General features: G+C 42.5%; 20 protein-coding genes and 1 other RNA gene. 5 read left to right on the plus strand and 16 right to left on the minus strand.

What is annotated here, in order from left to right:
- Nucleotides 1-15 precede the first annotated feature (15 nt).
- The 9 genes from DW959_RS06305 to DW959_RS06340 all read right to left on the minus strand — a co-directional run bounded on the left by DW959_RS06305 (nucleotide 16) and on the right by DW959_RS06340 (nucleotide 6,245).
- A complete protein-coding gene (locus tag DW959_RS06305; RefSeq protein ID WP_021944638.1) occupies nucleotides 16-606 on the minus strand; it encodes an HD domain-containing protein in 591 nt (196 codons plus the stop codon).
- Nucleotides 607-795: 189 nt separating this feature from the next.
- An RNA gene (gene ffs, locus DW959_RS06310) (signal recognition particle sRNA large type) lies at nucleotides 796-1,059 on the minus strand.
- An 82-nt stretch (nucleotides 1,060-1,141) separates the two neighbouring features.
- Nucleotides 1,142-1,555: a nucleoside deaminase gene (locus DW959_RS06315; RefSeq protein ID WP_347475333.1), complete on the minus strand. Its 414-nt coding sequence runs from the start codon at nucleotides 1,553-1,555 to the stop codon at nucleotides 1,142-1,144.
- A complete protein-coding gene (locus DW959_RS15085) occupies nucleotides 1,525-1,758 on the minus strand; it encodes a hypothetical protein (protein ID WP_347475334.1) in 234 nt (77 codons plus the stop codon). The genes DW959_RS06315 and DW959_RS15085 overlap by 31 nt, the downstream gene beginning before the upstream one ends.
- Before the next feature lie 50 nt (nucleotides 1,759-1,808).
- The gene (locus DW959_RS06320; protein ID WP_117822390.1) at nucleotides 1,809-2,909 is read right to left on the minus strand and encodes a DUF6128 domain-containing protein; all 1,101 of its coding nucleotides are present in this window, start codon (nucleotides 2,907-2,909) and stop codon (nucleotides 1,809-1,811) included.
- A 125-nt stretch (nucleotides 2,910-3,034) separates the two neighbouring features.
- On the minus strand, nucleotides 3,035-3,898 hold the full coding sequence (gene rsmA / locus DW959_RS06325; protein ID WP_021944635.1) for a 16S rRNA (adenine(1518)-N(6)/adenine(1519)-N(6))-dimethyltransferase RsmA: 864 nt from the start codon (nucleotides 3,896-3,898) through the stop codon (nucleotides 3,035-3,037).
- Nucleotides 3,899-3,955: 57 nt separating this feature from the next.
- On the minus strand, nucleotides 3,956-4,744 hold the full coding sequence (locus tag DW959_RS06330) for a TatD family hydrolase (RefSeq protein WP_242997307.1): 789 nt from the start codon (nucleotides 4,742-4,744) through the stop codon (nucleotides 3,956-3,958).
- Nucleotides 4,745-4,763: 19 nt separating this feature from the next.
- A complete protein-coding gene (locus DW959_RS06335) occupies nucleotides 4,764-5,150 on the minus strand; it encodes a hypothetical protein (protein WP_243023362.1) in 387 nt (128 codons plus the stop codon).
- A gap of 216 nt (nucleotides 5,151-5,366) precedes the next feature.
- Nucleotides 5,367-6,245, minus strand: coding sequence for a DegV family protein (locus tag DW959_RS06340; RefSeq protein ID WP_117822392.1), 879 nt, complete (start codon nucleotides 6,243-6,245; stop codon nucleotides 5,367-5,369).
- Nucleotides 6,246-6,574: 329 nt separating this feature from the next.
- On the opposite strand from DW959_RS06340, the gene DW959_RS06345 reads away from it, so the two are divergent.
- On the plus strand, nucleotides 6,575-7,228 hold the full coding sequence (locus DW959_RS06345; RefSeq protein WP_117822393.1) for a hypothetical protein: 654 nt from the start codon (nucleotides 6,575-6,577) through the stop codon (nucleotides 7,226-7,228).
- A 30-nt stretch (nucleotides 7,229-7,258) separates the two neighbouring features.
- Here DW959_RS06345 and DW959_RS06350 read toward each other — a convergent pair whose 3' ends face one another.
- The 4 genes from DW959_RS06350 to DW959_RS06365 all read right to left on the minus strand — a co-directional run bounded on the left by DW959_RS06350 (nucleotide 7,259) and on the right by DW959_RS06365 (nucleotide 12,092).
- Nucleotides 7,259-8,710 carry a nicotinate phosphoribosyltransferase gene (locus tag DW959_RS06350; protein WP_117822394.1) on the minus strand — a complete coding sequence of 484 codons (1,452 nt, stop codon included), beginning with the start codon at nucleotides 8,708-8,710 and terminating at the stop codon, nucleotides 7,259-7,261.
- Nucleotides 8,711-8,796: 86 nt separating this feature from the next.
- A complete protein-coding gene (locus DW959_RS06355) occupies nucleotides 8,797-9,414 on the minus strand; it encodes a Maf family protein (RefSeq protein WP_117822395.1) in 618 nt (205 codons plus the stop codon).
- 15 nt (nucleotides 9,415-9,429) lie between these two features.
- Nucleotides 9,430-10,626 (minus strand): pyridoxal phosphate-dependent aminotransferase, encoded by a 1,197-nt coding sequence (locus DW959_RS06360; RefSeq protein WP_008402408.1) that lies wholly within the window; start codon nucleotides 10,624-10,626, stop codon nucleotides 9,430-9,432.
- Between the two features lie 242 nt (nucleotides 10,627-10,868).
- Nucleotides 10,869-12,092, minus strand: coding sequence for an ATP-binding protein (locus tag DW959_RS06365; protein WP_117784507.1), 1,224 nt, complete (start codon nucleotides 12,090-12,092; stop codon nucleotides 10,869-10,871).
- A 783-nt stretch (nucleotides 12,093-12,875) separates the two neighbouring features.
- On the opposite strand from DW959_RS06365, the gene malQ reads away from it, so the two are divergent.
- The 4 genes from malQ (at nucleotide 12,876) to DW959_RS06390 (ending at nucleotide 16,567) form a co-directional block, all read left to right on the plus strand.
- On the plus strand, nucleotides 12,876-14,405 hold the full coding sequence (malQ, locus tag DW959_RS06375) for a 4-alpha-glucanotransferase (RefSeq protein ID WP_117822397.1): 1,530 nt from the start codon (nucleotides 12,876-12,878) through the stop codon (nucleotides 14,403-14,405).
- A 15-nt stretch (nucleotides 14,406-14,420) separates the two neighbouring features.
- Complete coding sequence (locus DW959_RS06380) at nucleotides 14,421-15,158, plus strand: lysophospholipid acyltransferase family protein (protein WP_021944206.1); 738 nt, start codon at nucleotides 14,421-14,423, stop codon at nucleotides 15,156-15,158.
- A gap of 215 nt (nucleotides 15,159-15,373) precedes the next feature.
- Nucleotides 15,374-15,853 carry a hypothetical protein gene (locus tag DW959_RS06385; protein ID WP_347475335.1) on the plus strand — a complete coding sequence of 160 codons (480 nt, stop codon included), beginning with the start codon at nucleotides 15,374-15,376 and terminating at the stop codon, nucleotides 15,851-15,853.
- Between the two features lie 78 nt (nucleotides 15,854-15,931).
- Complete coding sequence (locus tag DW959_RS06390; RefSeq protein ID WP_118615703.1) at nucleotides 15,932-16,567, plus strand: CPBP family intramembrane glutamic endopeptidase; 636 nt, start codon at nucleotides 15,932-15,934, stop codon at nucleotides 16,565-16,567.
- 339 nt (nucleotides 16,568-16,906) lie between these two features.
- Here the strand turns inward: DW959_RS06390 and DW959_RS06395 are convergent, their stop codons facing one another.
- The 3 genes from DW959_RS06395 to DW959_RS06405 are packed head-to-tail and all read right to left on the minus strand — an operon-like array spanning nucleotide 16,907 to nucleotide 19,051.
- Nucleotides 16,907-17,545, minus strand: coding sequence for a hypothetical protein (locus DW959_RS06395; protein ID WP_021944203.1), 639 nt, complete (start codon nucleotides 17,543-17,545; stop codon nucleotides 16,907-16,909).
- A 6-nt stretch (nucleotides 17,546-17,551) separates the two neighbouring features.
- Nucleotides 17,552-17,989 carry a DUF1934 domain-containing protein gene (locus tag DW959_RS06400; RefSeq protein WP_021944202.1) on the minus strand — a complete coding sequence of 146 codons (438 nt, stop codon included), beginning with the start codon at nucleotides 17,987-17,989 and terminating at the stop codon, nucleotides 17,552-17,554.
- A gap of 3 nt (nucleotides 17,990-17,992) precedes the next feature.
- Nucleotides 17,993-19,051 carry a D-alanine--D-alanine ligase family protein gene (locus DW959_RS06405; protein ID WP_021944201.1) on the minus strand — a complete coding sequence of 353 codons (1,059 nt, stop codon included), beginning with the start codon at nucleotides 19,049-19,051 and terminating at the stop codon, nucleotides 17,993-17,995.
- Between the last annotated feature and the right edge of the window lie 17 nt (nucleotides 19,052-19,068).

Consider the following 19,068-nt stretch of genomic DNA (forward strand, 5'->3'; position numbering starts at 1 on the left):
TTTACACTATTAAATCTAAAATAGCTCTTTTTCCAACTGAAAGATAAATTCTTCAAGAAGCTGCATACGCTTATTGTATTCCACTCTTCCTGCATCGGTTTTACAACGTCTGATCTTCGGTTTATTAATCCTGTAAAAGTTTTTAATTCTGTAATATGCTCTCTTATAGCTGGCGTCATCCTCCAGCGCTGTAGCCATTGAATCCCAAAGTACACTGACAGCTCCAACCTCATCCAGAAGATCAGCATCCATAACGATACGGCATTCCAATGACAGGTCTGCATCTGTATCCTTTTCTTCATGGATCATAATGATCTCTCCGATCTTGGCAATCTTCTCCGGATCAACTCCTATGCTGTCAAGATATTCTACTGCAATCTCTGCTCCAACCTCTCCGTGAGGTCTGTTCTCATCCCATCCAATATCATGCAAAAGTGCCGCAAGTACAATAATATCCAAATCACCGCCTAATTTAGACTGTAATTTGATCGCCCATCTGTACACGCGCATTGTATGCTCGAATCTACTTCTAAACTCATAATTTGGCGGTCTGCCATTCTCCGCGGTCTGCGTTTTGACAAACTCAATTACATCAGCGTAGTTCATCTCTGTTCGCCCCTTGATATCTACCTTTTTTGTATCTTTCGTACTGTCAGAATATCTGAAGTCCTACTAAATATCATTTCTCCAGAACTTTCCCATAAAAAAAGAAAGTATCATTATCTATGATAGCATCTTTTATATAGATTTGCTATATTTTTTTGAAAATTTTATAAATATTTTTATCAAAAAAATCCATGCAGTTTTCTCTCGAAATGCCGCCATAAGCGTTACCTTAGCAGTTAGCTCAGCCCAGGCACCCTCGCGGCACACAGGAGATTCTCCTTAGTGCTGCTTCGTCTCCGACCTGACACGGTTCGAAGAGTCCTGTTGCGCAAGACCCAGACATCAACGCCACTTACTAAGGGCAGCCCTACAGTGGACATCCCTCAAGAAAACTATCACCCCTGCTATAGCGGATTGCAGGTTCAGGGCACCGCTACTTCCCCGGTTGCATGGAAACTTTATAACATATTAAATTGTACGCCATATTTTGACGCATACTTGATTATAAATGACGATCGCACATACGTCAACCTGTTTATTTTTTTGAGATAACACCTTTCCGCAGGTCTGCAAAAAAGTTCTTCATCAGGCTGCTGCACTCCTCCTGCCGGATACCATATACGGTTTCTACCTGATGGTTAAACGCAGGCATATCAAACATATTCAGGATTGAACCGGCACAGCCGGCTTTCTTATTCATACAGCCGATCACAACCTTCTGGATCCTTGCCTGTACAATAGCTCCGGCACACATCTGGCACGGTTCTAATGTTACATACATCGTGCAATCCTCTAACCTCCAGTCACCGAGTTTCTTTGATGCCTGCTCGATCGCAAGCAGCTCTGCATGTGCCAGTGTTGTCTTCTTCAGATTTCTCTTGTTATATCCCCGTGCGATCACCTTATCATCCTTTACGATCACACAGCCAATCGGAACATCCCCCTGCACATAGCTTTCTGCGCCAGCTTAATCGCCTTTGCCATATATGCTTCATACATTTTCCTGTCTTCATCGGATATCTCCGGTTCTGTCACCTGCTGATCTGCACATATATCTTTTTCTTCGTCTTCTCTGTTCCGTACATTCTGATCATCATTTATTCTTTGTTCTATTACATTTTCTTCTGTACTCTGTTCCATCTTCTTCTCCACACCGGCATTCTCCGTCATTCAACCAACATTGCTTTTTGCCGCAATCCTTTTTATTTCAGATCTACCACCCAGTAACCAAAACTTCCGGTCTTGATTCTTGTCTCCTTCACCGGTATAAAACGATCAAATCCAAAGATTCCCGCAAGATACTTTTCTTTGGATGAATACTCTCCCGGCACTCCCAATATGTATCCATTCGTATCTTCTTCATCAAACAGCACCCTGCCGAGCATCAGATATTTGTAGCTGTAAAATCCATGTGTCAGAAAGCTGTTCACCCCCAGCCGCCAGTTATCCATGTTCAGCAGTCCGATATCGTTCGGATTGATCTTCACACACTCGATCACTCCATTTTCTCCATCCGGGCAATTCGGCAGAAGCGGAAGTTTTTCCCGATTCGCCATCAGTTCTGCTGCCCTTCCGTCTTCTTTCATTGTTTCTAAAACCTCAGCTGCCGTTACCCGCTTCTCTGTTTCCTCATCGGTCTGGGAAAATGTCTTTTCATCCGGAGACTCCTCCGTTTCCGGCAAAACGGTTTCCGGGTTGTCTGTATCTGTATGTGTCGTTTCTTTCACCTCTGAAGCCATTGTCTCCGCCTCAGATTCGCTGTCCATGTTTTCTGATTCCGCCATCGTCTCGGACACGATTCTTCTCCGATCATACTCCGTTGCTGCAACATCTGCTCTTCTTTCCCGTTCAGCTTCTGCTGCCTCCCGCCGGGCAAATGCCTGACTGTAATCCACGATATTATCCGTCCATGAGGAGCAGAAAATATCACTTTCTTCTTCGCCCATCCGTCTTATGATAATGCCGCTCCATGCTGTGATCGGCCGACCGGTATGATTGACATTATTCCAGTCAAAGGTAAAGCAGTCTTCTCCTCTTCCGGATTTCAGGCTTAATTTTCCAAGATACAACACAACCGGAATCATGCTGTCCGGCACAGCCTCCGGATATTCCTCCGGATCTGCAAGCGTCTCACGATACAGATAAACCGAATACAACCCCTCTTTCTTGACCTGATCCTTAAAATTCACCTGCATCTTGCCCTTCTCATTCTGCTTCTGCACCTTCGCAAATCCCGTGTTCTCGCATTTGTCATATTCGTGATACCTGAAAATATATGATATAAATCTGTTCCAGTAAACCATAGATACCTCCGTCTCTTTTTTCTATCTGACATTTTTGTCCGACAGGAAGTCATGTCTGCGTCCGACATTCTCCCCGAAAGACAAGCCTTACTTGTATCTATGCATTTTTACTGTAACTTATTCCTTTATTCTTCGGAAATAATATCACTTAACTTTGCAAATTCTGCCAGCGTTAAACTTTCTCCCCGAACATTTGCGGCAAGTCCCATTTTTTCCAGAGCTTTCTCCACCTGTGCTTTTGAATATGGAAGCTCCGGGCTGTTTGCGATTCCATTCTGTAACGTCTTTCTTCTCTGGTTAAAGGATGCCCGGATCAGCTTGAACATCAGACTCTCATCCTTTACTGTCACCGGCGGCTCCTCATATCTGGTCAGCCGTATCACCGCAGATCCTACACCCGGTCTTGGGATAAAACAGTTTGGCGGCACATTTGCGGCAATATACGGTTTTGCATAATACTGGACTGCAAGTGACAATGCACCATAATCTTTCGATCCCGGTCCTACCTGCATCCGGTCTGCTACTTCCTTCTGTACCATGACCGTAATTGACTGTAATGGTACATGACTTTCAAATAAGCCCATAATGATCGGAGTTGTAATATAATATGGCAGATTGGCAACGACCTTGATCGGCTTGCCTGCATTTTCTTCCTCCACCAGCCGGTTGATATCTAACTTCAATATATCTTCGTTGATAACGGTTACATTATCATATTCTGCCAATGTTTCTCCAAGGATTGGGATCAGGTTTTTATCAATCTCAACTGCGATCACCTTTCTGGCTGACTCTGCCAGATACTGTGTCATTGTTCCGATTCCCGGTCCGATCTCCAGTACCAGATCGTCCTTCGTAATTTCTGCCGCATTTATAATTTTTGTAATCACATGGTCATCGATCAGGAAATTCTGACCGAATTTCTTCTGAAATGCAAACTCATATTTCTTTATTGTCTGTATCGTAACCTGCGGGTTACTTAATTTCTCCATGTCTTGTCCTCCATCTATGCATTCTTACGCTTTCATCTTATCACGCAGTCATTCTTTCTACGCCTCTGCCTGCATATTTTCTTCCATTCTGTACAACTTCAGACTGTTCTTAAATGTCACGTCATACACTTCTTCTTCCGTAACTCCCTTTAATGCTGCGATCTCTTTTGCCACATAAGGAATATTAAGGGCAGAGTTCCGTTTTCCACGGAATGGTACAGGTGACAGATACGGCGAATCCGTTTCTAATACGATACTGGTAAGCGGAATGGCTTCCACTACTTCTTTCAGCTTACGTCCATTGTTAAATGTCACTACGCCGCCAACGCCGATATAATATCCCATCTTAATATATTCTCTTGCAATCTCTGTACTGTATGAAAAACAGTGAATGACGCCACCGCAAAGTCTTCCCTGCATCTCTTTCATGATATCCATGGTATCCTTTGCCGCATCCCTGCTGTGGATCACAACCGGAAGCTTCAATTCTTCTGCCAGCTCCAACTGCTTTCGGAACCAGTGGATCTGCACCTCTTTGGGAACATCCTCATGGAAATAGTCCAGTCCGATCTCTCCGATCGCCTTTACCTTCTCATCTACTGCCATCTGCCGATACATCTCGATCGCCGCATCTGAAAGCTCCGGTGCATCATCCGGATGCGTTCCGATCGCTGCATAGATAAAATCATATTGATGCGCCAGTTCGACAGATGCCTTTGAAGTCGCAATATTAGCTCCTATATTCATAACATACCGGATATCCTGTCTCTGAAATTCTTCTAATAACTGCTCTCTGTCTGTATCAAACTGCTCATCATCGTAATGTCCATGTGTCTCAAATATCATCTTCATATTCCTCGGTCATTTATTTTCTCAAACTGCTCCAGTCTGTATGCTTCGCTGCATCCCATTCTTCTTTCCGGCTCTCGTACTGCTCATTGAGCCAGTCTACCGCTGCAAGTTTTCCTTCTTCCGAAAACGGAAATTCCTTTGTCAGCTTCTTTTCATCATCCGTATTCTCGTAACTGAACGGTTCCGGCCAGACCGTTGCCATCAGAGTTCCGGCATCCTGTACTTCTTTCGGTTTAAAAAATACATTTTCAAGCGGATTTCTGGCAAGGCGGAACCGCATGCCCTGATAACTTCCCTTAAATGCCTTTCCATACAAATAATAATTAATATGATAAAATGTTGTTTCTTCAATCTTTGGTGTGTCACCCATATCTCTCATCTGCCTTTCATCTGCCGGCACATTTTTCTTCATTCTTTTAAGTATACACTACTAAGATCAGCATATGCAACCAACTGTTGTCATTCTTTACGCCAATCGGCTTCCTTTATGCCGCACAATTCATCTTTTTCTTGCCAGTCAATCCCCATGCAAAAAGACCCTTATCCACATCGGTTCTTGTATATCTGCTTCCGCTTCTGTGAACAAAGGTCTTTTCTATGAAAATCTATATTCTGTTTATGCTTCGTCTTTTACCGTAAAAATAACTCCGGCTACCTTTGGTCCTGCATTCGAAGCAACCGCTGCTCCGATCTGGAAGAAATCGTCCGGCGCATAACCAACCTTTTCTGTCATCTTGGCAGCCAGTTCATCCCTGCATACATCATCGCATCCATATACGATCTGATATGGCGAACCCGGAAGCATCTCTGCTGCTGAGACATCTGCCATTTTTGCCAGTAATTTCTTCTCGCCGCGGCATTTGAATGCTGTAACGATCTCATTTGCCCATATCTTCATGATCGGTTTTACGCCAAGTGCATCACCGACCAGTGCTGCTGCACTTGGAATACGTCCCGATTTTGCTGCATATTTCAATCCATAGATACCGAAGTAGATCCGTCGCTTCGGAAGAATGTCTGACAGATAAGCAGTGATCTCATCCACTGTTTTTCCTTCTTCTGCCATCTTTGCTGCCTGCACAACCGGATATCCATACTGACCGCTATATCCAACACCATCAAAGATCTGAATCGTTCCTTTTCCTGCATACTCCGGATGCTCCTCAAAGAATTCATTCTTTGCCATGACTGCATTATCATGGGTAGCAGAACCCTTTTTATTGATGCTGACAAATATAATATCTGTATATCCTGCATCAAACTGCTCCTTATACAGCTCGTCGAACTGGAATGCTGTGATCTGCGCCGTCTTTGGCAGCTCGTTTGGATTTTCCTCCATTAACTTATAAAAACCGTCATTGTCAAAATCGACTCTGCTCATATAAGATTTGTCACCAATCGTTACCGGAAACGGAAGGATTAATATATTATATTTCTGTTCCTCAGCAGTCGAAATATCACTAGCTGAATCTGTTATGATCCTGATCTTGCTCATAGGTAAAACCTCATCTTTCTATTTGTAAACCGGCACTTCAAAACTCTTATACACTCTACTAATTTCAAGTTTCAAAAATGCCTGTATCCCTTAACTTTTTATAATATAGATGATTCAAACAGCAAATGTCAATCGTAGTTTCTATATAGAAAAGCCATGGTTTTCGGGGCTTTGTAACATGGTTTGAAAGACTAGATATTTTTTTACTTTTTCATACAGAGTTCCCTATCCCGCAATAAATTGTGTTACAATAAAATCCATAAACAAACTTGAAAAGCAGCATTGCATGTGATTCGCACATGCAGGCAGGTTACATAAGGGGATTGCATATGTTAAATTTAAAGGTAAATGATCAGAAACCACCTAAGAATAAACCGACAATCGAAACAGATCTCTCTGAAGCAGCAGAGAAATCTGATCCTCCATATTCACAGGAATATTTTGATCTGATGGATATGATCGACAATACCGATAAACAGATTGATTATTATAAAATGGTATATACCGCCGAGATCGACGGACTTCCTAAGAGGAGGCACAGTCTGAAAACACATTTTATCTATAATGTGATTTTCTTAATTCTTCTGCTTGGATATGATTATTTTCATCTTACAGTCATTGTTATGGGTGGAGGAATGATCCTGCGGACGATCACAGGTTTGATCGCTTTGGGTGTTTTAATTCTTGCTACTATATACATGATCGGTCACACCATTCGTGCCTATATTCTTTACCAGATCAATATGCTTCCCGATTTTATGACAGATTACCTGCAAAAGTATAATATCCATACCATGGTGGAGGAAGAAGCTTATTGCAGAAATGTTCTCCGACAGATGTTAGCATATGAAACAACACTGGCTCATATCAAAAAAGCAGCTCCGAAAACAACAACAGAGATCAACGCTGCTATGAGCGAGATCTCTGCTATGAATTTTGATATTAAAGATTTCCATTATAACGCCGGTCGGACGATAAAATAATATATATTTTCTGATCTGACCATTTCTGCATCAATGTCGGCTGTTTAACAGCTTCTGTTTCAGATCATATAACGGTTTTGACAGATCGACAAATACCTCCTGTGGATTTACCAGTCGTCTGGTCTCATCCCAGAGTGTATTCAGTTCTTTCTGGCAATACTCGCGGATCTCCATCGTGGATGGATTCTGATATACGCACTGTCCCTTCAAGAATACCGGGACAAGCATCTCACGGATCTCATAAGAACCACCCGGAAGTGTCGAACGCTTCCATGTAGCCATCTGGTCAAATATCTCCAGATCCTCCGCTTCATTATATGTCTCATCGGAAAGTGTGATCAGATCCGCCTTGATCTTTCCGGTCTCCTTATTATACAGACGGAATACCGTCTTATTTCCTGGATTTGTGATCTTCGCCGGATTCTCTGATATCTTGATCTTCGCTGTGAATTCTTCATCCTCCGGCTTCTTGATCGCCGCAAGCTTATAAACACCGCCAAAAGATGGATTATCTGCTGATGTGATCAGATTGGTTCCAACGCCCCATGACGTGATCGCTGCACCCTGATTCTTCAAACTGTTGATCAGATATTCGTCCAGATCAGAGGATGCTGCAATGACTGCATCCGGATATCCCGCTGCATCCAACATTTTTCTGGCTTTCTTAGACAGATATGCAAGGTCACCGGAATCCAGACGGATTCCATATCTGGTCGGCATCTTTCCCTCTGCCTTCATCTCATCAAATACCCGGATTGCATTTGGCACACCGGATTTCAATGTGTCATATGTGTCAACCAACAATGTACATGTATCCGGATATAATTCTGCATATCTCTTAAATGCTGTATATTCATCCGGGAAGCTCATGATCCAGCTATGTGCATGTGTCCCAAGTACAGGCACGCCGAACTGCTTACCGCAGATTACATTTGAGGTTCCGACACAGCCACCGATAACTGCCGCCCTCGCACCGAAGGTTCCGGCATCCGGTCCCTGCGCACGGCGAAGTCCGAATTCCATGATACCATCCCCTTTTGCTGCATAGCAGACTCTGGATGCCTTTGTAGCGATCAGACTCTGATGGTTCACGATATTTAATAATGCGGTCTCAACCAACTGCGCTTCCATGATCGGTGCAACCACCTTCACAAGTGGCTCATACGGAAATACTACAGAACCTTCCGGAATCGCATAGATATCACCTGTAAAATGAAATCCTGCAAGGTAATTCAGAAATTCTTCATCAAACATATTCAGACTTCTTAAGTAATCAACGTCTTCATAGGAAAAGGACAGATTCTTGATATAGTCAATCACCTGTTCCAGACCACAGGCGATCGCATAGCCGCTTCCGGATGGATTTTTTCTGTAGAATGCATCAAATACAACGATATCATCTGCTTTCTCACGGAAATATCCCTGCATCATCGTCAATTCATAGAAGTCTGTTAATAAGGTAAAATTTCTCTTTTCTTCCATATCTCTGTCCTCCTGCCTTTCTTTTTTAGCAGTTTATAATCTCTACTATTCTGTCATACATGATCGGCGCATCGTTTTCTCACACATTACTGCCCACATAACATCTCATTTAACTCATGGTACAACCGGGAAAGCGGAAGTCCGACAACATTGTCATAACTGCCCTTGATCCCTTTCACAAACAGGCCACCCTGTGTCTGTATCCCATAGCTTCCTGCTTTGTCAAACGGATCTCCCGTCGCAAGATATCCGACAATCTCCTCATGCGTCATCGGATAAAATGTAACCTCTGTATTCTCGTAAAATGTCTTTGTCCGGCATTTCTCTCCGTCGTAGTACATAATAGAAACACCTGTATATACATTATGTGTCTGTCCTGACAAACTATTCAACGTATTATATGCATCGTCATAATCAACCGGTTTTCCAAGGATCCTGCCATTTAATGCGACGACCGTATCGGAACCGATCACGATAAACGGCTGTGTCTCTGCTTCCGTACCGGCACGATCTGTACATACCTTTTTATATACATTTTCTGCCTTTCTCCCGGCAAGCTCCATTACCATATCCTTTGGAAAACGGATATCGGTAGCTTCATCGCAGTCACTTGGCATAACAGTAAATGTATAACCGGCTCTTTCAAGCAGCTCTTTTCTTCTCGGTGAATTCGATGCAAGTATGATCGGAATCTGTGTAACCATGATGTTCTCCTTTGATTACTCCATCTCTTTTGCAAGCTTCATTGCTTTTTCAAATAACGGAAGTGCGCGTTCTACCATCTCTGTTGTGGTACAGTAAGCAAGTCTCATATGTCCCGGACACATAAAGCTGTCTCCCGGTACCAGGATCAGATCCAGCTTGCTGGCTGTCATACGACAGAATGCATTTGCATCCGCGATCGGAGTCTTTGGAAACATATAGAAGGTTCCGCCCGGTTCTACACACTCATATCCCATATTTGTAAGCTCTTTATATAAAATATTCTTATTCTTCTCATAGATTGACAGGTCAGCTGTCTTATCGATCACTTCTGCCACACCAAGCTGGATCATGGATGGCGGACAGTTATGTCCTGTAAATCTGGAGATCTGACCACACATCAGAACGATCAGCTTCGCATCCTTACATTTCGGATTTACCGCTACATATCCGATACGCTCACCCGGAAGGGAAAGTGACTTACTGAATGAATAACAGCAGATACTGTTGTCATAGAAGGATGAAATAAATGGCGAATCCGTTCCTTCAAATACGATCTCACGATAAGGCTCATCGGAGATAATATAGATATCATGTCCATATTCCTTCTGCTTTTCTTCCAGAATTGCAGCCAGCTTCTTGATCGTCTCTGTTGAATATACGATACCGGACGGGTTATTCGGAGAGTTAATAAGAACTGCCTGTACATTTGGATTTAAAAGCTCCAGAAATGCATCAAAATTGATCTGGAAGGATGTAATATCCGCCGGCACGATCTTAAGCACCGCACCTGTTCCGTCAACATATGGAACATACTCAGGGAAATATGGAGCAAATGTGATCACCTCATCTCCCGGCTTTGTTACACAACGAATTGCATGTGCGATCGCACCTGCTGCACCGGAGGTCATGAAAATATCATCTGCTGTATATTCCATTCCAAATCTTCTATTTAAAGAATCTGCAACCGCTTCTCTGACGGACATAATACCAAGTGTCGGACTGTATCCGTGAAGCGTCAAAGGATTTTCTTCTTTTAACATCCGTTCCAATGTCTCTGTAAACTCCGGACATACCGGAACAGAAGGATTGCCGATCGTAAAGTTATATACATTTTCCTTTCCGATCTCTGCAGCACGTTTTGATGCATACTGCGCAAATTCTCTTATTATAGAACCTTTGGTTGTCATATCTGCATATTTTTCCGAAATCATACCTGTTATCCTCCGTCTGTTGTGAATTTAATAATGGAAGTATACCGCCGAAAAGGCAAAAAACAAGATGGTAATAAATCGGGGAAAAGACTTATTACCACTTGCAAAAAATGAGGGGAGAGAGGATTCAAATAAATGAAAAACTCTTACAATACATAGTATATAAGGGATGTGTGTCTAAATTGTGTTTATTTTCTGATGTGTTTATAAACAGATTCTGCATTCTATTTACAAATTCTTTATTATATTGTCCAGATCGGAACAATGTAATTTTCTGAATCAACAGCTGAAAGTTTCGGACGCATACAGATGATTGCTCCTTTTCCTCTTGGAACTGCTCCTTTATCCAGAATTCTGAATGCCCTGGTCAGTTCACTTCCTGGATTTACTGAGCGTTTTATCTCTAACGGATGCACCATACCATCACTTTCAATCACCATATCAATTTCATTACTGTCTTTATCTCTGTAATACCACATAAGGCATTCATCCGCTTCATTTTGATATGTCTTCCGAATTTCGGAAACAACATAATTTTCCAGTATTGCCCCATTAATCGCCCCGTTTTCAAGTATTTCCGGAGTTGTATATTTTGTGAGATACGAAACCAGGCCTGTATCAAAGAAATATAATTTTGGTGTCTTAACTGTTCTCTTTAACAGATTATTAGAATAAGGACGTAAATAAAAAATAATATCGGACTTCTCAAGCACCTGCAGCCATCGTTTAATTGTCTCATCTGAAACGCCAACATCATTTGCTATATCATGTATATTTAACATTTGTGCACACCTGCATGCTGCAGCTCTTACAAAGTCCATAAATACAAGTTTATCAACATTTGTAATCAACTCTGATACATCTCTGTCAATATATGTTTGAATATAACTGGAATAAAAAACATTTCTGTCTTTGTATCGTCCACTTCTATAACCCGGCATAGATCCCATCCAGATTCTCTCATATAGCTCCGGCAACTCCACCTTTGTTCCATTTTTGCTTCGATGCTTTAATGTTTCCAGATCAACACTAAACTTAATATTCTCGCCTGCTCCATACAACTCATGCTGTGACAAAGATGACATGTGAATAATAGCAGTTCTTCCCGCCAAAGATTCCTGTGCAAGCTCCATCATCCGAAATGCCTGCGATCCGGTCAACCAAAATGATGATGCCGGTGCTCCATTATCTATCGCCATCTTAATATATGGAAATAATTGCGGAGCATATTGTACCTCATCTATTAAAATCGGAAGATCATGCATCTGCAAAAACATAGCAGGATCTGTCTGTGCCAGTTTCCTTTCTTCCAGATCATCCAGGCTCACCACTGTCCTATTCTCATCCATTAATTTTTTAAATAAAGTTGTTTTTCCAACCTGCCTCGGTCCTGTAATTAATATACAGGAATAGTCTTCTGCTAATTCTTTTATCTTTTTTTCTAAATCTCTATGAATATATTCCATATATCTGCACCTCTTTTTTCGGCCAAAATAAGATCAAATCTTATTTTAGCCGAAAAGTAATAATTTATCAAGAATAAAGAGCCGCATACGACTCTTTTGCACCCAAACAATATTATAAAACAAAAAACAAGTGGTAACAAACCGGGGAAAGATTTATTACCACTTGCAAAAAATGAGGGGAGAGAGGATTCAAATAAATGAAAAACTCTTACAATACACAGTATATAAGGGAAGTGTGTCTAAACTGTGTTTATTTTCTGATGTATTTATGAAGATCATAAACAAAACTTTATAAAACTAACACAGCATTACAAAACATATAAACCAACCGCCTGTCCGCCCCTGTCGGTCTCCTTGGCTGGTATGGGTGGCTGGCATGGGCAGTTGGCCTCCCCACTATAAATGGCTTGCTGCGATTTCTGTTCGTTGCACATGCCTGATTCGTAAATACTCCTGTGCTAACTCGCCTTCGGCTCAAACAAGCACCCGTATTTACTGGCAATGTACATCTCACGACGAAATTCTCGCTGATGCCATATTATAGTGGGGAGACCAACTGCCCATACCAGCCAAGGAGACCGACAGAGGCGGGCAGGCGTACTGCGACTTCCCCCAATTTCAGACTTGTAAGAATAATTCGTTTTATGTATAATAAAACGTACGGTGTTTTTTCCACACCGCCTTGATTTTTCAAGGAAAAATGGGGTTTTATGATGTCCGGGCAGACAGATATATCTGACCAGACCAAAAACGTCAATATAATAATAGGAAAAGAGGATAAACATGTTAGAAAACAACCATGAAAAAAAGCCAAAGAAATACGCTGGTATTCTGGCACATCCGACTTCATTTCCAAGTCCTTACGGAATCGGTGATCTCGGCAAAGGTGCATACCGGTTTATAGACTTTCTGGCAAATTCGGGCTTGAATCTGTGGCAGGTACTTCCACTTGGACATACCGGATTTGGTGATTCACCATATCAGCCATTCTCCGCATTTGCCGGTCAGCCGTTAATTATTGACCTTGATGCATTAAAAGAATACAAGCTTCTGTCAGAAGATGATTTTACTGATATGCCGGAATGGGATCCCGTTCACATCGATTACGGAACCTTGATCACATTTAAGACAAAGCTGTTAAAGCTCGCTTACGAACGTTTTACTGATCCTGACTACGAGGACGGATTATCAACAGACGAGGAACAGATGGCAGCATTTGCTTCTTTCAAAAAGGATTCCTCCTGGCTCGCTGACTACTCCCTGTTTATGGCAGGTAAGGATTTCCATGAAGGAATGCCTTGGTATATGTGGGAGGATTCCCTGAAAGCACCTACCAAAAGACAGCGTACCACATGGGAAAAGAAGCTTGCAAATGAGATCGGTTACTATGATTTCATCCAGTTCTTATTCCATACACAGTGGATGGCGATCAAGGAATACGCAAATGAAAAGAACATCAGCATCGTAGGTGATGCTCCGATCTTCCTTGCATGGGACAGTGCCGATGTATGGAGCCATCAGGAGCTTTTCATGCTGGATTCAAAGGGATACCCAACAGAGGTTGCCGGTGTACCACCTGATTATTTCTCAGAGACCGGACAGTTGTGGGGCAACCCACTGTATAACTGGTCAAAGCATACCGCTACCGGTTATGAATGGTGGATTGAGCGAATCAAATACCAGTTCACTCTGACAGATTTCTTAAGGATTGACCATTTCAGAGGATTTGACCGGTACTGGGCTGTACCTTATGGCGAAGAAACCGCCATCAACGGAGAATGGAAGCCCGCTCCCGGTATCAACTTCTTCACACAGTTACAAGCAAATCTTGGCTATGACCTTCCGATCATCGCTGAGGATCTGGGTGAGATTGACGATTCTGTTATCGAATTGCGTGACAAATTCAATCTGCCGGGCATGAAGATCTTACAGTTTGCATTTGAAAATCCGGAAGAAAATGATTTCCTTCCGCATAATTATACAAGAAACTGCGTATGCTACACAGGAACACATGACAACGACACAACACTTGGCTGGTATCAGAAAGCATACGAAGCATCCAAGGACAAGCTTCGCCGCTATTTCAGCACAGATGCCAGTGATATCTGCTGGGTTATGATCCGTGCATGTTTCTCATCTGTCGCAAATATGGCTGTTGTTCCTATGCAGGATGTTCTGAAATTAGATTCATGGGCTCGTCTGAATACTCCGGGTGTAGGGGAAGGCAACTGGGCTTGGCGCTTTGAGGATAAAGACATGGATACTAAATTAGAAGAACGTCTATTTGAGACAGCAAAACTCTACGGCAGATAGAACAGGAGGATATATTTGAGAACCATTATTACTGTACTGTTTGCAGTACTTGGAATCATATTTTGTTTTCCATATCATCTGTATCTGAAGCAGCTTGCAAAAAAGGATCAGGACAAAGCTTACATCAAGGCTCAGAAGCTGGTAAAAGGATTTTTCGGAGCAGTTATGTTCTTAACCGGATGTAAGCGAACAGTTATCGGCAAGGAAAACATTCCTGCCGACCAACCGGTCATGTTCGTTGGTAATCATCGAAGCTATTTTGATATTTTATCCTGTCACAATGCAATCGATATGCCGCTTGGCTTCATGTCCAAGGACAATATCAAGGATATACCTCTGCTTTACAAATACATGGATGATATCGGATGCACCTATCTGGATCGTACCGATCTGAAAAAGGGTCTGGAAACGATTTTGCAGACTGCTGATATCATCAAATCCGGTCACTCCATGATGATCTTCCCGGAGGGAACAAGAAATAAGGGCGACGAACTGCTGCCATTTAAAGACGGTGCATTCAAGATCGCTCAGAAAGCCGGATGTCTGATCATTCCGGTTGCTATCTGCGGAACAGACAAATGTATGGAAGCAAATAAACATAATTTCCTTCACAGCAGCAAAGTTGTGATCGAATTCTTAGAGCCGGTTGATATCCGTGGATTGAAGCCGAAGGAACGTAAAGAGGTTCTGGATGCAATCCCAGGTAAGATTCAGGCAGCCCGGTTAAAAAATCTGCCTATGATTGAAAAATAATATAATTGCAAATTGTATATATATTTGATTACTTTGACTTGCCAATACAGGGACATTTGAGTCCGCCGGTCCTTAGATGGCGCAGAAGCGGCATCTTAGTACCGCTGCAGGACGAAACGAGCGGAAGCGTTCCCTGATTGGTAAGGTCAAAAGTAATCATAATATATACAATTTGCAATCACAGACAAATAATGAAATATAAGGAGGAACTTATTATGCCTTGGTGGGGATGGATGTTAATCGTCATCGCAATATTAGTTGTAATCTTAGTAGTACTTTACATAGTAGGAAACCGCCTGCAGAAGAAGCAGAGCGCACAGAAAGAAGCTATGCTTCAGGCCGCACAGCCTGTCACGATGCTGGTCATCGATAAAAAGATGCTGCCTATGAAAGATGCAAATCTTCCGAAACAGGTATTGGAATCAACTCCAAAGCGTTACCAGAAAGCCAAGCTTCCTATCGTTAAAGCCAAGATTGGCCCACAGATCATCAATCTGATCTGCGACGATGGATCTTTGATGTTATGCCTGTCCGTGGCGAAGTTAAAGCTATGGTCAGCGGTATCTACATCACAAGCGTTAAGAATGTTCGTGGTAAGAAAGCACCGGAGCCTGCAAAGAAATCATTCAGCCAGAAGCTTCGTGCAAAACAGAAGAAATACGAGCAGACTTATGAGCAGGAAACTGCCAGCATGAAACTCAGCAAAGAAGAAAAAGCCGCAAGAAAAGCAAAGGCAAAGGAAGAAAAAGAAAGGGCAAAGAAGATCCAGTATCATGATAAATACTCGTGTCGACCTCAGAAAATTAGTTATTACCTGTCTGGTTCCGGTTACCGCATTACTGATACATAATATTGTCTATCTTGCAGGCACCCGGATCTGTGATCTTACAGGCAGTCAGACTGATTCTGTCGGCAGTATCACATCATGTATTTCATATATTCTTTGTATCTGTATTTTCGGATATTTTTATCTGTCCGATCATTCAAAAACAAAGCACGCAGGAAAGAAAAATCCTTTCCTGCGTGCTTTTGTTATCTTTATTTTACTGCTGATCCTTGGTATCAGTCTTCAGCTCTTAACAACCTGTATTCTTCGTCTGATCGACACTTATAGGCCGGAGCTCCTAACCTCATACCATGAACGGGTACAGCGGTCATTTTCCATCAACAATGGAATCATCCGTATCTGTACAGTCACACTTCTCGCACCGATCGCAGAAGAATTCGCCTTCCGGGGAGTGACACTGAAGCTGTCTGTCTCTGCATTTCACACGAAGCATGCCACCCTCTGTGCGATCCTGTTCACAGCATTCTGTTTCGGCTGTTATCATGGAAATGTCGTTCAGTTCTGCTACAGCGTTCCGGCCGGAATCATTCTGGCTGTCTTGCCGTATGGTCAGGCTCCCTGATCCCAGGCATGATCCTTCATATAATCTTAAACGCTTCTTCCTATGTGATCGGAAGTATAGCGATCTCCCCCTCTATACTGTGGGGAATCATCGGAATCACCTGTATCCTGATTATGATTTGTATGAAATTAATAAGGCGGTCTATCTGACGGACTAGCTTTATATTGACATTAGCGAAGATTCCGTAATGAAATGCACATTGTCAGTAAATACGGGTGCCTGTTTGAGTCCGAAGGACGAGTTGGCACAGGAGTATTTACGAATCAGACATGTGCATTGAATAGGAATCGCAGCAAGTCAATATAAAGCTAGTCCGCCAGATAGACCGCCTTATTTATTCTACGCTACAAAATATCGTGACAAATGATATACCAGAACCTTCTCATCCGGGTCTTCTTCATAACCGGATAATTTGATCATCTTCTTTAAAACGAACAGGTTGCAGTCACGGATTGCTTTCTGATATTCAAATGTCGGATAATAGATCAGAAGTTCAATATCTCTCGGCTGTCTCCGCACCGATGCGATGATATTATCCAGCACCTTTTTGAAGGTCGCGCCGGAAAATGGATTGAAGAAATAGAAATAATTGTCTTCATCTCCGATCTCATATGCCTCCGCTTCCACATTCAGGAACTGCATCCGTTCCTCCTGATCAAGGAATTTGCTCTGATAGCTTGCGGCATTTGTCAGAAGTCTGTCATAGACCCTGGCATTGTTCTCGATTCCAACCGTCCGGCAGTAATGTCTGGAATTACAGTAAAAAAGCACTCTGCCAAGTCCGCAACCAAAATCCACAAGCGTATCTTCCGGCTCCATGCTGATCTCGTCGAACATCGTCACCAGATCATTATAATATGTAACCTCATAATTATTATCTTCTTCGTTCACCGGAAGACATACATCCATATCTCCAAATGCTGTCTCCGCGATCGTTTCAATCCCCAGAAAGCTGTCGAAGGATTTCTCACTACCCATATATATTTATACCCCTTCGTAGTCCGCAGTCACATTCAGACTGCAATCCGTAATATAATCATTGTTAAAGTCAATACAGTAACGAATATCAATCCGGATTCCCTTCTCTGACTGCTCCATATGATATTCCTCCGTACAGATATTCATACAGATCGGTCCAACCGGAGTTGCATAATGCACCGAGCTGTTCTTCTCCCGGTCAAATAACATAACCGTGTTCACGCTGCCACGTTTCGTAAGCTGTAATGCATGCTCATCGAACCGCAGAAGATTCTTCACCGGTTCTTCCACATCTTCAATAAATTCGTCATATTTGATATAGCGGTTTCCGTTTTTCTCAGAGTATGTTCCCCGCGTCTCAAGCTCCAGAACCTCCGGTTCATCATCCGCTCCGGCAACACTCTGCACACCCGTTACTTTTATCTTTATATCTCTCGTCGTCATAAATTATCTTTCAAATGCCATCTCAATTAAGGTATTTACAAGGGTCTTGATATCATATCCCTCTGCATCCCACAGCATCGGATACATACTGATCGATGTAAATCCCGGCAATGTGTTTACTTCATTAAATATTACACGATTGGTGTCTTTCTCAAGGAAGAAATCCACACGGGCAAGTCCAAAGCCGTCAATCGCATTAAAGATACGGATTGCTTCTGCACGGATCTCGTCCTCAGCTTCTTCCGGTATATCTGCCCCGATGATCGTCTTGGAATCTGCATTGTTGTATTTTGCATCAAAATCATAGAAATCTGCATTTGCGGCAGCAAGGATCTCTCCAACACCGGATGCCTTTGTATGATTGCCATATCCAAGTACACCACATTCCAACTCTCTGCCAACGATCGTTTCCTCGACAAGGATCTTGGAATCATGGTTGAGTGCCTCATGCAGACCAGCTTCTAACTCGGCTCTGTCATGTGCCTTTGTAACACCCTTTGATGAACCTGCGGATGATGGTTTTACAAATACCGGATAGTTTAACTCGCTCTCTACCCGATCCATCGCAACATCCAGATCATCAAAATCATCTTCTACTACAGGAACAAATTTTGCCTGTGTTACATTGATATGATCAGCAATGATCTTTGTATGGAATTTGTCCATTGCAGCAGCCGATGCAAATACGCCGCAGCCCACATATGGAATGTCCGCCATCTCAAACAATCCCTGAATCGTACCGTCTTCTCCATATAAACCATGCAAAACAGGGAAAATAACATCTACAGGCTCCGCATAGATTCTGTCGCCATCTTTTATGATAATCTCTTTTGCAGAATCCGGTGAAATCACTGCACGAACCTGACTGTCGTACCAGCTTCCGTCAGCAATACTCTCAATGCTGTCAGCCTTCAGCCATTTGCCATCCTTTGTGATTCCGATCAGTGTCATATCATATTTGTCCGTATCCACCGCTTTGGCAACTGTCTGAACTGAAATGCATGAAACTTCATGTTCCGATGATCTTCCTCCAAAAATAACTACCAGTTTTTTCTTAGTCATATTCCCTTGAGCTCCTT

It is taken from the genome of Clostridium sp. AM46-21 (genome assembly GCF_003480025.1).
Taxonomy (GTDB): domain Bacteria; phylum Bacillota; class Clostridia; order Lachnospirales; family Lachnospiraceae; genus Coprococcus; species Coprococcus ammoniilyticus.

Coding starts and splice junctions, on each gene's coding strand:
- DW959_RS06360 (WP_008402408.1), bottom strand. CDS start 10,626: ATGATTTCGGAAAAATATGCAGATATGACAACCAAAGGTTCTATAATA.
- DW959_RS06305 (WP_021944638.1), bottom strand. CDS start 606: ATGAACTACGCTGATGTAATTGAGTTTGTCAAAACGCAGACCGCGGAG.
- DW959_RS06330 (WP_242997307.1), bottom strand. CDS start 4,744: ATGATATTTGAGACACATGGACATTACGATGATGAGCAGTTTGATACA.
- DW959_RS06320 (WP_117822390.1), bottom strand. CDS start 2,909: ATGGTTTACTGGAACAGATTTATATCATATATTTTCAGGTATCACGAA.
- DW959_RS06390 (WP_118615703.1), top strand. CDS start 15,932: ATGATAAATACTCGTGTCGACCTCAGAAAATTAGTTATTACCTGTCTG.
- DW959_RS06345 (WP_117822393.1), top strand. CDS start 6,575: ATGTTAAATTTAAAGGTAAATGATCAGAAACCACCTAAGAATAAACCG.
- DW959_RS06365 (WP_117784507.1), bottom strand. CDS start 12,092: ATGGAATATATTCATAGAGATTTAGAAAAAAAGATAAAAGAATTAGCA.
- DW959_RS06405 (WP_021944201.1), bottom strand. CDS start 19,051: ATGACTAAGAAAAAACTGGTAGTTATTTTTGGAGGAAGATCATCGGAA.
- DW959_RS06385 (WP_347475335.1), top strand. CDS start 15,374: ATGCCTTGGTGGGGATGGATGTTAATCGTCATCGCAATATTAGTTGTA.
- DW959_RS06400 (WP_021944202.1), bottom strand. CDS start 17,989: ATGACGACGAGAGATATAAAGATAAAAGTAACGGGTGTGCAGAGTGTT.
- rsmA (WP_021944635.1), bottom strand. CDS start 3,898: ATGGAGAAATTAAGTAACCCGCAGGTTACGATACAGACAATAAAGAAA.
- DW959_RS06355 (WP_117822395.1), bottom strand. CDS start 9,414: ATGGTTACACAGATTCCGATCATACTTGCATCGAATTCACCGAGAAGA.
- DW959_RS06350 (WP_117822394.1), bottom strand. CDS start 8,710: ATGGAAGAAAAGAGAAATTTTACCTTATTAACAGACTTCTATGAATTG.
- malQ (WP_117822397.1), top strand. CDS start 12,876: ATGTTAGAAAACAACCATGAAAAAAAGCCAAAGAAATACGCTGGTATT.
- DW959_RS06340 (WP_117822392.1), bottom strand. CDS start 6,245: ATGAGCAAGATCAGGATCATAACAGATTCAGCTAGTGATATTTCGACT.
- DW959_RS06395 (WP_021944203.1), bottom strand. CDS start 17,545: ATGGGTAGTGAGAAATCCTTCGACAGCTTTCTGGGGATTGAAACGATC.